The following is a 13,441-nucleotide window of genomic DNA, read 5'->3' as shown; positions in this document are numbered from 1 at the left end:
TTAAACCCGGTGCCCCGCTCTCGCGGAGCACCAATTCGTTGCCAAACGCAGGCTTTAAACCGCGTCTTACTCTTGATCCAACTCGATGTTGATACCGAGAGAACGGATCTCCTTCAGCAATACGTTGAAGGACTCTGGCATTCCTGGCTGCATCTGATGGTTACCGTCAACGATGTTCTTGTACATCTGAGTACGACCGTTAACGTCATCCGATTTCACTGTGAGCATTTCCTGCAGAGTATACGCAGCACCGTATGCCTCCAGGGCCCACACTTCCATCTCACCGAAACGCTGACCACCGAACTGAGCTTTACCGCCCAGAGGTTGCTGAGTAACCAAGCTGTACGAACCGGTAGAACGGGCGTGCATCTTGTCATCAACCAAGTGGTTCAGTTTGAGCATGTACATGTAACCTACGGTCACAGGACGCTCGAACTGGTTACCGGTACGACCATCAAACAGATTCAGCTGACCAGAAGTCGGCAGACCTGCGAGCTCAAGCATCTGCTTGATCTCTTTTTCTTTGGCACCGTCGAAGGCTGGGGTTGCCGTTGGCAGACCATCCTTCAGGTGTTTGGCCAGACGCAGAACTTCATCATCGGTAAATGAATCGATATCCACGCGCTGCTTCACTTCATCGCCCAGTTCATAGACCTGTTTGATGTAGCCACGCAGTTCGGCCAGCTCACGCTGTTCTTCCAGCATGGCATTGATGCGATTACCAATACCTTTAGCCGCAGCACCCAAGTGAACTTCCAGTACCTGACCTATGTTCATCCGCGAAGGTACACCCAGAGGGTTCAGTACGATGTCGACAGGGTTACCCTGCTCGTCGTATGGCATATCTTCGATAGGACAGATCTTGGAGATCACACCCTTGTTACCGTGACGACCGGCCATCTTGTCGCCAGGCTGGATGGTACGCTTAACCGCCAGGTAAACCTTAACGATCTTCAGTACGCCTGGAGCCAGATCATCACCTTGGGTGATCTTGCGACGCTTGACTTCGAACTTCTTGTCAAAGTCGGCTTTCAGCTCTTCGTGCTGTTCAGCCAGCTGTTCCAGTTCGGTTTGCTTGGCTTCATCGTCGATAACCTGAACCAATACATCTTTGCGCGGCAATTCAGCCAGTTTGGCTTCACTGAAACCGGCGCTCAGCAGCAGGTTACGGGCACGGCTCAGTACACCCTCTTCGAGGATCTTGAACTCTTCAGTCAAGTCCTTACGGGCTTGAGCAATGTGCATCTCTTCGATTTCGATGGCGCGCTTGTCTTTTTCAACACCGTCACGGGTGAAGACTTGCACGTCGATAACTGTACCTTTCACTGAGTTAGGTACACGCAGAGAGCTGTCTTTAACGTCAGACGCTTTCTCACCGAAAATAGCCCGCAGCAGTTTCTCTTCCGGAGTCAGCTGAGTTTCACCCTTAGGCGTTACCTTACCAACCAGAATGTCACCGCCTTTTACTTCGGCGCCGATGTAAACGATACCGGATTCATCCAGCTTGCTCAGTGCAGACTCACCTACGTTAGGGATGTCAGCAGTGATCTCTTCGCTACCCAGCTTGGTGTCACGGGCAATACAGGACAGTTCCTGAATGTGGATAGTCGTGAAACGGTCTTCCTGCGCTACGCGCTCGGAAATAAGGATGGAATCCTCAAAGTTGTAACCGTTCCATGGCATGAAGGCCACGCGCATGTTCTGACCCAGAGCCAAGTCGCCCAAGTCGGTTGACGGACCATCGGCCAGCACGTCACCACGCACCACAGGCTCACCTACGCTACAGCATGGACGCTGGTTGATGCAGGTGTTCTGGTTGGAACGGGTGTACTTGGTCAGGTTGTAGATATCGATACCGGCTTCGCCTGGGCGCAGCTCATCTTCGTTAACCTTAACCACGATGCGGCTGGCATCAACATAGTCGATCACACCGCCACGCTTGGCAGCCACAACCACGCCTGAGTCAACGGCCAGTGTACGTTCAATACCTGTACCCACCAGAGGCTTCTCTGACTTGAGTGTTGGTACTGCCTGACGTTGCATGTTTGCACCCATCAATGCACGGTTAGCGTCGTCGTGCTCAAGGAATGGGATCAAAGATGCCGCCACAGAGATGATCTGCTGTGGAGATACGTCCATATACTGGATATCGGAAGCGCGCATAAAGGTAGATTCACCCTTGTGGCGACAGGCAACCTGCTCTTCCACAATGCGACCTTCGTTGTCGAGCTCGATGTTGGCCTGTGCAATCACATAGCGGCCTTCTTCGATGGCTGACAGATATTCCACTTCATCGGTAACCACACTGTCGATCACCTTACGATAAGGTGTTTCCAGGAAGCCGTATGAGTTGGTACGGGCAAAGGTAGACAGTGAGTTGATCAGACCAATGTTTGGACCTTCAGGGGTCTCAATTGGACACAGACGACCATAGTGAGTTGGGTGCACGTCTCGAACTTCGAAGCCGGCACGCTCACGGGTCAGACCGCCAGGACCAAGAGCCGAAATACGGCGCTTGTGAGTCACTTCTGACAGTGGGTTGTTCTGATCCATAAACTGCGACAGCTGAGAAGAACCGAAGAACTCTTTCACTGCAGCAGAGATTGGCTTGGCGTTGATCAGATCCTGAGGCATCAGCTCGTTCAGATCGCCTAGAGACAGACGTTCACGTACAGCGCGCTCAACACGTACCAGACCGACACGGAACTGGTTCTCGGCCATTTCGCCAACGCTACGGATACGACGGTTACCCAGGTGGTCGATATCATCGACTTCATCAAAACCGTTACGGATTTCGATGATCTTCTTCATTACGGCAACTATGTCTTCTTTGGTCAGTACACCGGTACCCTCGTTCTCGTCGATTTCGAGACGACGGTTGAACTTCATCCGGCCCACTTTAGATAGGTCATAGCGCTCTTCGCTGAAGAACAGGTTCTGGAACAGAGCTTCGGCGGCATCCTTGGTTGGTGGCTCGCCAGGACGCATCATGCGATAGATTTCAACCAACGCTTCCAAACGGTTGGTGGTTGAGTCAATACGCAGAGTGTCAGAGATGTAAGCACCGTGATCCAGCTCGTTGATGTACAGGGTGCTGACCTCTTTGATACCGGCCAGTGACAGATTGGCCAGGTCTTCCAGGCTGATCTCGTTGTTGGCGGTAACCAGTACTTCACCTGTGTCAGGATCGATATAGTCCTGAGCCGCCACTTTACCAACTATGTACTCAACCGGGACTTCCAGTTCAGTGGTGTTGGTTTTTTCCAGTTGGCGGATATGACGGGCAGTGATACGACGGCCCTTCTCTACCAGCACAGTGCCTTCTGAATCCTTGATGTCATAGCTGGCAGTTTCGCCACGCAGACGCTCAGGAACCAGTGTCATGACCAGAGAATCTTTCTTGATCTTGAAGTCGACACGCTCAAAGAAGATGTCGAGGATATCCTGAGTAGAATATTCCAGGGCACGCAGAATGATGCTGGCAGGCAGCTTACGGCGACGGTCGATACGTACAAACAACGCATCTTTAGGGTCGAACTCGAAGTCGAGCCATGAACCGCGGTAAGGAATAATACGCGCGTTATACAGCACTTTACCTGAAGAGTGTGTCTTACCACGGTCGTGGTCGAAGAACACACCTGGGCTACGGTGCAACTGAGATACGATAACACGCTCAGTACCATTGATAACAAAGGTACCGTTTTCAGTCATCAGAGGGATATCCCCCATGTAGACTTCTTGTTCTTTAATATCTTTTACAGTGCCGGCGGCAGCTTCACGATCATACAGCACCATGCGCAGCTTAACGCGCAGTGGAGCGGAGTATGTCACACCGCGGATTTGACACTCTTTCACATCAAAAACAGGCTCGCCCAGCTTATAGCTGACGTACTGCAGTTCTGAATTACCAGAAAAGCTCTTGATGGGAAAAACGCTACGGAAGGCGGCCTCTAGGCCACGCTCACCGGTAGGATCTTGATCGGTGAACTTCTTAAAAGAGTCTAACTGAATCGACAACAGATAAGGGATGTCCAACACCTGTGGACGCTTACCGAAGTCTTTGCGAATACGCTTCTTTTCAGAATAGGAGTAAACCATGGGTTTCCTCTGCTTGCGAGATGTGACCAAGACTGAATCAACACAGTTAATCCAGCACGTTTGCCCATCACCGTTGATGGCAAGAACCTAACCAATAATCACTGCTAGGGACTGCAAAATCTGGCGACAAACGGTGAAAAAAATCGCCAACGCTTACAGCGCAAAAAAGGCCGACGGTCAAAAAACCGCCAGCCTCCACCCAATTGGCTTGGGTGATTGTAAGTCAGTATGACTTACTTGATCTCTACTTGAGCACCAGCTTCTTCGAGTTCTTTCTTCAGAGCTTCAGCTTCTTCTTTAGAGACAGCTTCTTTAACAGCTACTGGAGCAGATTCAGCCATAGCTTTGGCTTCTTTCAGACCCAGACCTGTGGCACCACGTACAGCCTTGATCACAGCAACTTTGTTGTCACCGTGAGAAGTCATAACTACGTCGAACTCGGTTTTCTCTTCAGCAGCAGCAGCTTCACCAGCGCCGCCAGCAACTACTGCGGCAGCAGCAGATACGCCGAACTTCTCTTCCATAGCTTCGATCAGTTCAACAACTTCCATTACAGACATAGCTGCAAAGGCTTCAAGGATTTGGTCTTTAGTGATAGACATAACAAATGTTTCCTATTGTTCTGAATTCAATTCTGTTAAGCAGCCAGCTTGAAATTAAGCGGCTTCTTGTTTTTGATCGCGCAGAGCGGCCAGAGTACGAACGAACTTGCCAGCAGATGCTTCTTTCATAGTCATCATCAGCTGTGCCAGTGCTTCTTCGTAAGTTGGCAGTTTTGCCAAACGATCAATGTCAGCTGCAGGGATGAATTCCCCTTCATAAGCTGCACCTTTAACTTCGAAAGCGGCTTGCTCTTTAGCAAAGTCTTTTAACAGACGAGCTGCAGCACCTGGGTGCTCGTTAGAGAAAGCGATCAAAGTTGGGCCAGAGAACACCTCTGTCAGACACTCAAAAGCAGTGCCTTCAACTGCGCGGCGAGCCAGAGTGTTACGTACTACACGTACATACACACCGTTTGCGCGAGCAGTCTTACGCAGAACTGTCATAGCACCTACAGTTACACCGCGTGAATCGGCGACAACTGCAGAAAGCGCACCTTTGGCAGCTTCGTTGACTTCAGCAACAATCGCTTTTTTGTCTTCGAGTCTTAATGCCATTGGCTTTACTCCTGGATTCTACCTGGGGAATCCCCCAGTGTTTACCATACTGAATACAAACGTACTCAGTTACTTACGGTGCAGATAATCCAGCAGAAATAAATCTATCTGGGGCCTGACACCGTCTACGCAGGAAATTAAGTATCCCAGACGGTCAACACCTGCGGTCTTGGACGGAAACCCATCTGAGTGTAAACACTCGTCATAGGTTCCAACCCACAAAAGTGCGCGCATTATAGGCTAACGCGCGCATTTTGTAAAATTAGTTAGCAGTGTCCAGAGTGTTCTGGTCAACAGCTACACCTGCACCCATAGTGGTGGAGATGCTTACCTTCTTCACGTACTGGCCTTTGGCTGCAGCAGGCTTGGCCTTCTTCAGTGCAGTCAGCAGTGCTTCCAGGTTTTCTTTCAGTTGAGCGGTTTCGAAGTCCACTTTACCGATAGTAGTGTGGATGATACCGTTCTTGTCGTTACGGTAACGAACCTGACCAGCCTTGGCGTTCTTAACAGCTTCGGCAACGTTAGGAGTTACAGTACCAGTTTTAGGGTTAGGCATCAGGCCGCGTGGGCCCAGGATCTGACCCAGCATACCAACAACGCGCATTGCATCAGGAGATGCGATAACTACGTCGAAGTTCATTTCGCCGGCTTTCACCTGCTCAGCCAGATCTTCCATACCTACCAGTTCAGCACCAGCTTCTTTCGCAGCTTCGGCATTGGCACCTTGAGTGAATACAGCAACACGTACTTCACGACCAGTACCGTGTGGCAGCACAGTGGCACCACGAACGTTTTGGTCAGATTTACGAGGATCAACACCCAGGTTAACGGCAACGTCTACGCTCTCAACGAACTTGGCAGTAGCCAGTTCTTTCAGCAGAGCTACAGCTTCGTTGATGTCGTATGCTTTGGTTACGTCCACTTTTTCGCGGATGGTGCGCATGCGCTTAGTCAGCTTTGCCATTATATTAGTCCTCTACTACCAAACCCATGGAACGCGCAGTACCTTCGATTGAGCGAGTCATCGCTTCAATGTCAGCACCAGTCATATCGGTTGCCTTGGTTTCAGCAATTTCCTGAACCTGGCTACGCTTGATAGTACCCACTTTCTGAGTGTTAGGACGAGCAGAACCTGACTTCAGACCAGCGGCTTTCTTCAGCAAGAAGGCTGCAGGTGGAGTCTTGGTTTCGAAAGTGAATGAGCGATCGTTGTAAACAGTGATCACTACTGGAATTGGCATACCTTTTTCGAACTTTTCAGTACGAGCGTTGAATGCTTTACAGAATTCCATGATGTTCACACCTTTTTGACCCAGAGCTGGACCAACTGGTGGAGACGGGTTTGCAGCACCGGCTGCTACTTGCAGCTTGATGTAAGCTTCAATTTTCTTTGCCATCTGACATTTCCTCAGTTTGGGTTCAAACGCTCAGGCGACATGCCTTGAGCTCCCCGAAAACAACGGGTGCGGATTATATAGAAATCCGCACCCGTTGCCAAACGGATTTTGTATTTTATTTAATCAGGACTTCTCGACCTGATTAAAGTCCAACTCAACCGGAGTCGAACGACCGAAGATCATCACAGACACCTTGACACGGTTCTTGTCATAATCCACTTCTTCAACAGTACCATTGAAGTCGGCAAACGGACCATCGGTAACTCGAACCACTTCGCCGGGTTCGAACATAACGCGATGAGTAGGAGAATCTGTAGTCTCCTGCAGACGACGCAGGATAGCCTCGGCTTCTTTATCGGAAATAGGAGCAGGACGATCTGAAGTGCCGCCGATAAAGCCCATCACACGTGGGATGCTTTTCACCAAGTGCCAGCTTTGATCGTTCATTTCCATCTGTACCAGCACATAGCCGGGGAAGAACTTGCGCTCGCTCTTGCGGCGTTGGCCGGCACGCATTTCCACAACTTCTTCGGTCGGAACCAGGACTTCGCCGAAGAACTCTTCCATACCGTGCATTTTGATGTGTTCAAGCAGAGACTTACATACACGGCCTTCATAACCGGAAAAAGCCTGAACCACATACCATCTTTTCTTAGCTTCTTTAGCTTCAGTCATTCTAGTGCCTATACGCCAGTAATAAAGTTGACAATGCGCAGCAATACCGCATCCAGTCCCCAGAGAATCAAGGCCAGGATACCTGTCGCAGCCAGTACGATAAAGGTGGTATTCAACGCCTCTTGACGAGTCGGCCATACGACTTTGCGTACTTCAATTTGAGACTCACGGGCAAAGGCCAATGCTTGCTTACCCTTAACAGTTTGCAGAGCAATAAAACCAGCAATAGCAAATACAACAACCACACCCGCAGCGCGGATTGGCAGAGTGATGATTTCACTGTTGTTGTACATCTGGTTGCCAACGATAGCCACTACCACCAGTAGTATAGCTATTACCCACTTTACGATATCCAGAGAGTTGCCCTGGTTTTCAGTATTTGTTGTCATCGGTTAATTCCGTTACTCATTACGACCTGAGCCAAGGGACAGCTGAGTAAGTTTAAGGCTTAAATCAGCGCCAGCCCGCTTTCGAACTCGCCCCTGACGAGAATTCTCCGGCTCAGGGCACAAAAATCGGCCATAGATTGTATTCTTAATCAGCTTTGTTATCAAGGATACACAGGGCGAAACCAAGAGAAAGCCTGACACTTTACGCCAGCAAGCAAAAAAGGAAGCCGAAGCTTCCTTTTTCAAAGTAACCTGTCTCGCAATTAAGCGATGATCTTGGCTACAACACCAGCACCAACTGTACGGCCACCTTCACGGATGGCGAAGCGCAGACCTTCATCCATCGCGATTGGGCAGATCAGAGTTACTGTCATCTTGATGTTGTCACCTGGCATTACCATCTCTACGCCTTCTGGCAGTTCGATAGTACCGGTCACGTCAGTTGTACGGAAGTAGAACTGTGGACGGTAGCCTTTGAAGAATGGAGTGTGACGACCACCTTCTTCTTTAGACAGGACGTAAACTTCTGATTCGAACTTGGTGTGTGGAGTGATTGAACCAGGCTTAGCCAGTACTTGACCACGCTCTACTTCATCACGCTTGGTACCACGCAGCAGGATACCGCAGTTCTCACCGGCACGACCTTCGTCCAGCAGCTTACGGAACATTTCTACACCAGTACAGGTGGTCTTGGTAGTGTCGTGGATACCCACGATTTCTACTTCGTCACCGACTTTGATGATACCGCGCTCTACACGACCTGTTACTACAGTACCGCGACCAGAGATTGAGAATACGTCTTCGATAGGCAGCAGGAATGGCTTATCGATATCACGCTCTGGCTCAGGGATGTAGGTATCCAGTGCTTCGGCCAGTTCGATGATCTTGGCTTCCCACTGAGCGTCGCCTTCCAGAGCTTTCAGAGCTGAACCCTGAATTACTGGCAGGTCATCACCTGGGAAATCGTACTCAGACAGCAGTTCACGAACTTCCATCTCTACCAGTTCCAGCAGCTCTTCATCGTCTACCATGTCACACTTGTTCATGAATACGATGATGAAAGGTACACCTACCTGACGAGACAGCAGGATGTGCTCACGAGTCTGTGGCATTGGACCGTCAGTAGAAGCTACTACCAGGATTGCGCCGTCCATCTGGGCAGCACCGGTGATCATGTTTTTAACATAGTCAGCGTGACCTGGGCAGTCTACGTGAGCGTAGTGACGAGTTGGAGTGTCATACTCGATGTGAGAGGTATTGATGGTAATACCGCGCTCACGCTCTTCTGGAGCGTTATCGATCGCTGCGAAGTCACGCGCCTCACCACCGTAAGTCTTAGACAGTACAGTTGAGATAGCAGCAGTCAGAGTGGTTTTACCATGGTCCACGTGGCCAATGGTACCCACGTTAACGTGGGGTTTACTACGTTCAAATTTAGCTTTAGACATGGTATTGCCTCAATCTAAGATTTTCTGGTGGTGAAACCATATATAGTGAAAAAGTCCGATGCAAATGAATGACATCGAACAGATTATAAAAGGCAGAGGTAAAATTTAAGATAGGCTGGTGCTGATAGGCAGATTCGAACTGCCGACCTCATCCTTACCAAGGATGCGCTCTACCACCTGAGCCATATCAGCATGCAAATTTGGAGCGGGCAGCGGGAATCGAACCCGCGTTATCAGCTTGGAAGGCTGGAGTAATACCATTATACGATGCCCGCGCAACCTACTTAAGGCTACCTACTTACCTTGAAAATGGTGGAGGGAGAAGGATTCGAACCTTCGAAGGCGGAGCCGTCAGATTTACAGTCTGATCCCTTTGGCCACTCGGGAACCCCTCCGATAAAATTGGTGCCGGCACCAAGAGTCGAACTCGGGACCTACTGATTACAAGTCAGTTGCTCTACCAACTGAGCTATGCCGGCACTTCATTTCGGTAGCGGATATTAGGTAAATGTTGGGGCGAGTGCAATAGGAAATTGGCTTTTTTTCGAAAAAAAGCCCTGAATGGTGCTTTTTTACTCTGACACTGCGTAGGTATTCTACTCCTTCTTAACCCTCTGTACACGGGATAAACAATTCGGCTTGGCATAGGGATTTTTTATTGTTCATGAATAATTCATGGTGTACTGTGCCTTGCCTGAGCAGAGGAAATCAGATGACAACAGCCAACTCAATTCAACAGGCATTATATATGCCGTTTCACCGCCAGCAATGGGCCGAACTTCGCGAGTCGGTGCCTTTGACCTTGAGCGAAACCGAATTGAAAAAGCTGCGGGGGATTAATGAAAAAGTTTCCCTCACAGAAGTTACCGACATCTATTTGCCCCTCAGTCGTCTGCTTAACTTGATCGTTGGCGCCAAGCAGCAAAGAGGTTTGGTGTTAAATGAGTTTTTGGGGCAAACCCCGGCCAAGAGTCCTTACATTATCAGTATTGCCGGCAGTGTCGCCGTAGGGAAAAGTACCACAGCCCGTATCCTGCAGGCACTTTTGAGCCATTGGCCCGAACACCCTAAGGTCGATCTGATTACTACGGACGGTTTTCTCTACCCGCTGGCCGAGCTGAAACAAAAAGGGTTGTTGCAGCGTAAAGGCTTTCCGGAAAGCTATGATATGAAACTATTGGTGGAGTTTATCGCTGCCATCAAGTCAGGCGCCGAATTGGTCGAGGCTCCGCTATATTCCCACATCAGTTACGACCGTCTCCCCGAAGTGCAGCAGGTCAGACAGCCGGACATTTTGATCCTTGAAGGCTTGAATGTACTGCAGACAGAGCTGGATTCTCCCGTGAGTATCAAGCGGCCATTTGTTTCTGATTTCGTGGACTTCTCTATCTATGTAGATGCGGACGAATCACTGCTGAAACATTGGTATATAGATAGGTTCCTGCAGTTCCGGCATACGGCTTTTGCCAATGAGCGCTCCTACTTCCACCACTATGCCAAGCTGAGCGATGCCGAAGCCGAATATATAGCCGCCAATATCTGGGACACCATCAATGGCCCGAACCTGAATCTGAATATTGAGCCCACCCGCGAGCGGGCACATCTTATTCTGAAAAAGGGTCAGGACCACCTGATGGATAAAGTGCTGCTGCGAAAATAATCAAGCGCCGCGTAAGCTGATTTCCCCGCCGACAAAATGCTGTGGACCCGTTTCGGTCTGTAGGATAACGCCACCTTGCTCATCCACTCCCAGGTAGTGGCCGCTAATCTGCTGCTCACCCAGCAGCAATTTGACCTGTTGACCGGCAAAGATATCGGCACTCTGCCACCTGGTGCTGAATGCCGCCAAGCCTTGGGTTTCAAACAGCTTGAGATCTTTCAATAGCTGTCGGTGGAGATTGATAGCCAACTCAGTCTTGTCCGGCATAGATTCAAGCCCACTGAGATCGCTCCAGGGTTGATCCAGTTGTTCACCCAGTTCAGCTGGCATAGCCATATTCAAGCCTATCCCGATCACCAGATCGCATTCGCTGTCGGCAGTACCACTCATTTCAATCAGCACACCGGCAAGTTTACGGCCATCGAGATAGATATCGTTGGGCCACTTCACTCCCAAACCGGCAATACCGAAAGACTCCAACACACTAACCAGTGAACAGGCAACCACCAGACTCAAGCCCATCGCCTGAGAAAGGCCTTGAGAGAACTGCCAGTACATAGAGAAATAGAGGTGACTGCCGTAGGGCGACACCCACTGGCGTCCTCTACGCCCTCGTCCGGCCGATTGGTACTCGGCAATACAGAGATCGCCATTACTCAATTCATCGACATGGTTGAGCAGGAATGTATTGGTACCACCGAGTTCATCAAAGTAGAAACAACGGTTATCTATAGCGGAAAGCAAATGCGGCTTATCGATAAGATGCAGGCTTCTCGCTAACTTATAGCCTTTGCCTTTCACGCTGAAGATATCGATCCCAAAGGCAGTCAAGGCACTGATATGTTTGCTGACAGCCGTACGGCTGACACCGAGCTGTTCGGCCAGCTTTTCGCCGGAGACAAACTCACCCTGCTGCAACAGCTGTAATATTTCCCGCTTGCGCTTCCACTGTTCGGTCATCGTCAGAGACTCCTCTCTCCTGTTGCCGCAAAAATTCGCGGTTCGGGTTGCAATTCGACACCGAAGCGCGCTTGCACTTGCCTGATAATTTCCCGCGCCAAATTAGCCACATCCTTACCCCTGGCACCACCTTTATTCACCAGTACCAGGGCTTGCTTATCATGAACTGCTGCCGCTCCCATCTGGAAACCTTTCAAACCTGCCTTATCGATAAGCCAGCCTGCGGCCAACTTAACAGTACCATCCTGCTGAGCATAACCCACCAAATCAGGAAAGCGTTCGGCCAACTTAAGATAGTCGGCAGCAGCAACCACAGGATTCTTGAAAAAGCTGCCGGCATTGCCAAGCACTACAGGATCCGGCAGTTTTTCCTGACGAACCTGACATACCCGCTCAAAAATCATGGTCGCGGTCACCTCTGTCTCTTCAGCAAGCGACTGCAACGGCCCATAACTCAGTTTGGGCTGCCAGGCTTTAAGCAATTTCAAGCCGACAGAGGTGATCACAGCCTTACCCTTGAGCTCATTTTTGAAAATTGACTCACGATAGCCAAAATCACAATCAGCGGCCTCGAGACGAGTTAGCGCGCCGGTCTGCAGGTCTAGATACTCGACCCAGTCACACAACTGACACAGCTCAATTCCATAGGCGCCTATGTTTTGAATAGGCGCTGCACCAACTGTCCCCGGGATCAGAGCCATATTCTCAAGCCCCGGCATCCCCAGCTTAAGCGTTTCGCAAACCAAATCGTGCCAGTTTTCACCGGCGGCAACCTTTAGATAAAAATGCTCTTGATCCTCACAGACATCGATTCCCTTGGTACCGATTTGAATCACTGTCCCTTGATAATCTTCAAGCAGCAATAGATTACTGCCACCACCGAGGATCAGCATAGGGGTCTCATCGCCCTTATGCTGCATGCAAGCCTGGACAAGCTCCGTGGTAGAACTCACTCTGATGAGTTCCCGACAGCAACAGTCGATTCCAAAAGTGTTCAAAGATTTAAGGGAGTGGACTAGAGTTGGCATCTAAAGCTTTCACTGCAAATAAAAGCAGCATTGTAACGGGATTAGCCGGCTATTTCAGCCGCAAAACCCCCATAAGCGAATAACGGTCAGTTAAAGGTGTGTATGGGTTTATATGTATCCAGCGGCAAGCTACTCGGCTGCTACCGAATCAAAGCTGGATTAAGGCAAATCTCACAGGCCCTAAACGCAAAAAAGCCACCTTATTCAGGTGGCTTCTCTACTTAATTGGGCGTCTGGCGATGGCCAGCTTCGAGCAAGCTCTCCGCGTTCGTCTGGCGCATCAAACTGAGTTTGATAAACGCGACAACCTCACCCTACTCCACATGGGATTGTGCCTCACTACGTTCGGACTCTTTATCTTCCCCATGTGAGAGTGGACATTTCAAAATGCAATTAAAACGAAAAATCCCCAACACAAAGTGCTGGGGATTTTCATTTTATTAGGCGTCTGGCGATGACCTACTCTCACATGGGGAGACCCCACACTACCATCGGCGCGATTGCGTTTCACTTCTGAGTTCGGGATGGGATCAGGTGGGACCACAATGCTATTGTCACCAGACATATTTGGTAATCTGGAAAGCTGTGCTCTTCTTCAGAGCCTGAGTTCAAACTTCAATCAAGTATCT

General features: G+C 49.9%; 11 protein-coding genes, 4 tRNA genes and 1 rRNA gene. 1 reads left to right on the top strand and 15 read right to left on the bottom strand.

Annotated elements, in window-relative coordinates; genetic code table 11:
- Nucleotides 1–66: 66 nt before the first annotated feature.
- From rpoB to ACF8D4_RS04850, 12 genes are all read right to left on the bottom strand, one after another.
- Nucleotides 67–4,098: a DNA-directed RNA polymerase subunit beta gene (gene rpoB / locus ACF8D4_RS04905; RefSeq protein ID WP_025012043.1), complete on the bottom strand. Its 4,032-nt coding sequence runs from the start codon at nucleotides 4,096–4,098 to the stop codon at nucleotides 67–69.
- Between the two features lie 233 nt (nucleotides 4,099–4,331).
- Complete coding sequence (rplL, locus tag ACF8D4_RS04900) at nucleotides 4,332–4,700, bottom strand: 50S ribosomal protein L7/L12 (RefSeq protein ID WP_025890054.1); 369 nt, start codon at nucleotides 4,698–4,700, stop codon at nucleotides 4,332–4,334.
- Nucleotides 4,701–4,754: 54 nt separating this feature from the next.
- The gene (gene rplJ / locus ACF8D4_RS04895) at nucleotides 4,755–5,255 is read right to left on the bottom strand and encodes a 50S ribosomal protein L10 (RefSeq protein WP_025012044.1); all 501 of its coding nucleotides are present in this window, start codon (nucleotides 5,253–5,255) and stop codon (nucleotides 4,755–4,757) included.
- Between the two features lie 262 nt (nucleotides 5,256–5,517).
- The gene (gene rplA, locus ACF8D4_RS04890; RefSeq protein WP_025012045.1) at nucleotides 5,518–6,219 is read right to left on the bottom strand and encodes a 50S ribosomal protein L1; all 702 of its coding nucleotides are present in this window, start codon (nucleotides 6,217–6,219) and stop codon (nucleotides 5,518–5,520) included.
- Between the two features lie 4 nt (nucleotides 6,220–6,223).
- Nucleotides 6,224–6,652, bottom strand: a complete 429-nt coding sequence (gene rplK, locus ACF8D4_RS04885) for a 50S ribosomal protein L11 (protein ID WP_025012046.1) — start codon at nucleotides 6,650–6,652, stop codon at nucleotides 6,224–6,226.
- Between the two features lie 123 nt (nucleotides 6,653–6,775).
- A complete protein-coding gene (nusG, locus tag ACF8D4_RS04880; RefSeq protein WP_025012047.1) occupies nucleotides 6,776–7,327 on the bottom strand; it encodes a transcription termination/antitermination protein NusG in 552 nt (183 codons plus the stop codon).
- Between the two features lie 8 nt (nucleotides 7,328–7,335).
- A complete protein-coding gene (secE, locus tag ACF8D4_RS04875) occupies nucleotides 7,336–7,716 on the bottom strand; it encodes a preprotein translocase subunit SecE (RefSeq protein WP_025012048.1) in 381 nt (126 codons plus the stop codon).
- A 263-nt stretch (nucleotides 7,717–7,979) separates the two neighbouring features.
- Entirely contained in the window at nucleotides 7,980–9,164 is a 1,185-nt protein-coding gene (gene tuf / locus ACF8D4_RS04870; protein ID WP_071239068.1) for an elongation factor Tu, read from the bottom strand.
- A 116-nt stretch (nucleotides 9,165–9,280) separates the two neighbouring features.
- Nucleotides 9,281–9,356, bottom strand: a tRNA-Thr gene (locus ACF8D4_RS04865).
- 9 nt (nucleotides 9,357–9,365) lie between these two features.
- Nucleotides 9,366–9,439, bottom strand: a tRNA-Gly gene (locus ACF8D4_RS04860).
- A 35-nt stretch (nucleotides 9,440–9,474) separates the two neighbouring features.
- Nucleotides 9,475–9,559 (bottom strand) — tRNA-Tyr (locus ACF8D4_RS04855).
- An 8-nt stretch (nucleotides 9,560–9,567) separates the two neighbouring features.
- A tRNA-Thr gene (locus ACF8D4_RS04850) sits at nucleotides 9,568–9,643 on the bottom strand.
- A gap of 233 nt (nucleotides 9,644–9,876) precedes the next feature.
- Between ACF8D4_RS04850 and coaA the strand changes: the two genes are divergently transcribed.
- Nucleotides 9,877–10,824 (top strand): type I pantothenate kinase, encoded by a 948-nt coding sequence (gene coaA / locus ACF8D4_RS04845; protein WP_096142847.1) that lies wholly within the window; start codon nucleotides 9,877–9,879, stop codon nucleotides 10,822–10,824.
- Here the strand turns inward: coaA and birA are convergent, their stop codons facing one another.
- The 3 genes from birA to rrf all read right to left on the bottom strand — a co-directional run bounded on the left by birA (nucleotide 10,825) and on the right by rrf (nucleotide 13,374).
- Nucleotides 10,825–11,784, bottom strand: a complete 960-nt coding sequence (gene birA, locus ACF8D4_RS04840; RefSeq protein WP_345845625.1) for a bifunctional biotin--[acetyl-CoA-carboxylase] ligase/biotin operon repressor BirA — start codon at nucleotides 11,782–11,784, stop codon at nucleotides 10,825–10,827. It lies immediately after the preceding gene.
- Nucleotides 11,785–11,786: 2 nt separating this feature from the next.
- Nucleotides 11,787–12,812, bottom strand: coding sequence for a UDP-N-acetylmuramate dehydrogenase (murB, locus tag ACF8D4_RS04835; RefSeq protein ID WP_392464710.1), 1,026 nt, complete (start codon nucleotides 12,810–12,812; stop codon nucleotides 11,787–11,789).
- A 446-nt stretch (nucleotides 12,813–13,258) separates the two neighbouring features.
- Nucleotides 13,259–13,374 (bottom strand): 5S ribosomal RNA (rrf, locus tag ACF8D4_RS04830).
- Nucleotides 13,375–13,441: the final 67 nt, after the last annotated feature.

The organism is Shewanella sp. YQ_9, from assembly GCF_043103185.1.
GTDB lineage: Bacteria > Pseudomonadota > Gammaproteobacteria > Enterobacterales > Shewanellaceae > Shewanella > Shewanella algae.
This window is presented reverse-complemented; position numbering and strand designations above follow the sequence as displayed.

What these genes read in the sequence shown, in the direction of transcription:
- rpoB (WP_025012043.1), bottom strand. Translation starts at nt 4,098, where the DNA reads ATGGTTTACTCCTATTCTGAAAAGAAGCGTATTCGCAAAGACTTCGGT.
- rplL (WP_025890054.1), bottom strand. Translation starts at nt 4,700, where the DNA reads ATGTCTATCACTAAAGACCAAATCCTTGAAGCCTTTGCAGCTATGTCT.
- rplJ (WP_025012044.1), bottom strand. Translation starts at nt 5,255, where the DNA reads ATGGCATTAAGACTCGAAGACAAAAAAGCGATTGTTGCTGAAGTCAAC.
- rplA (WP_025012045.1), bottom strand. Translation starts at nt 6,219, where the DNA reads ATGGCAAAGCTGACTAAGCGCATGCGCACCATCCGCGAAAAAGTGGAC.
- rplK (WP_025012046.1), bottom strand. Translation starts at nt 6,652, where the DNA reads ATGGCAAAGAAAATTGAAGCTTACATCAAGCTGCAAGTAGCAGCCGGT.
- nusG (WP_025012047.1), bottom strand. Translation starts at nt 7,327, where the DNA reads ATGACTGAAGCTAAAGAAGCTAAGAAAAGATGGTATGTGGTTCAGGCT.
- secE (WP_025012048.1), bottom strand. Translation starts at nt 7,716, where the DNA reads ATGACAACAAATACTGAAAACCAGGGCAACTCTCTGGATATCGTAAAG.
- tuf (WP_071239068.1), bottom strand. Translation starts at nt 9,164, where the DNA reads ATGTCTAAAGCTAAATTTGAACGTAGTAAACCCCACGTTAACGTGGGT.
- coaA (WP_096142847.1), top strand. Translation starts at nt 9,877, where the DNA reads ATGACAACAGCCAACTCAATTCAACAGGCATTATATATGCCGTTTCAC.
- birA (WP_345845625.1), bottom strand. Translation starts at nt 11,784, where the DNA reads ATGACCGAACAGTGGAAGCGCAAGCGGGAAATATTACAGCTGTTGCAG.
- murB (WP_392464710.1), bottom strand. Translation starts at nt 12,812, where the DNA reads ATGCCAACTCTAGTCCACTCCCTTAAATCTTTGAACACTTTTGGAATC.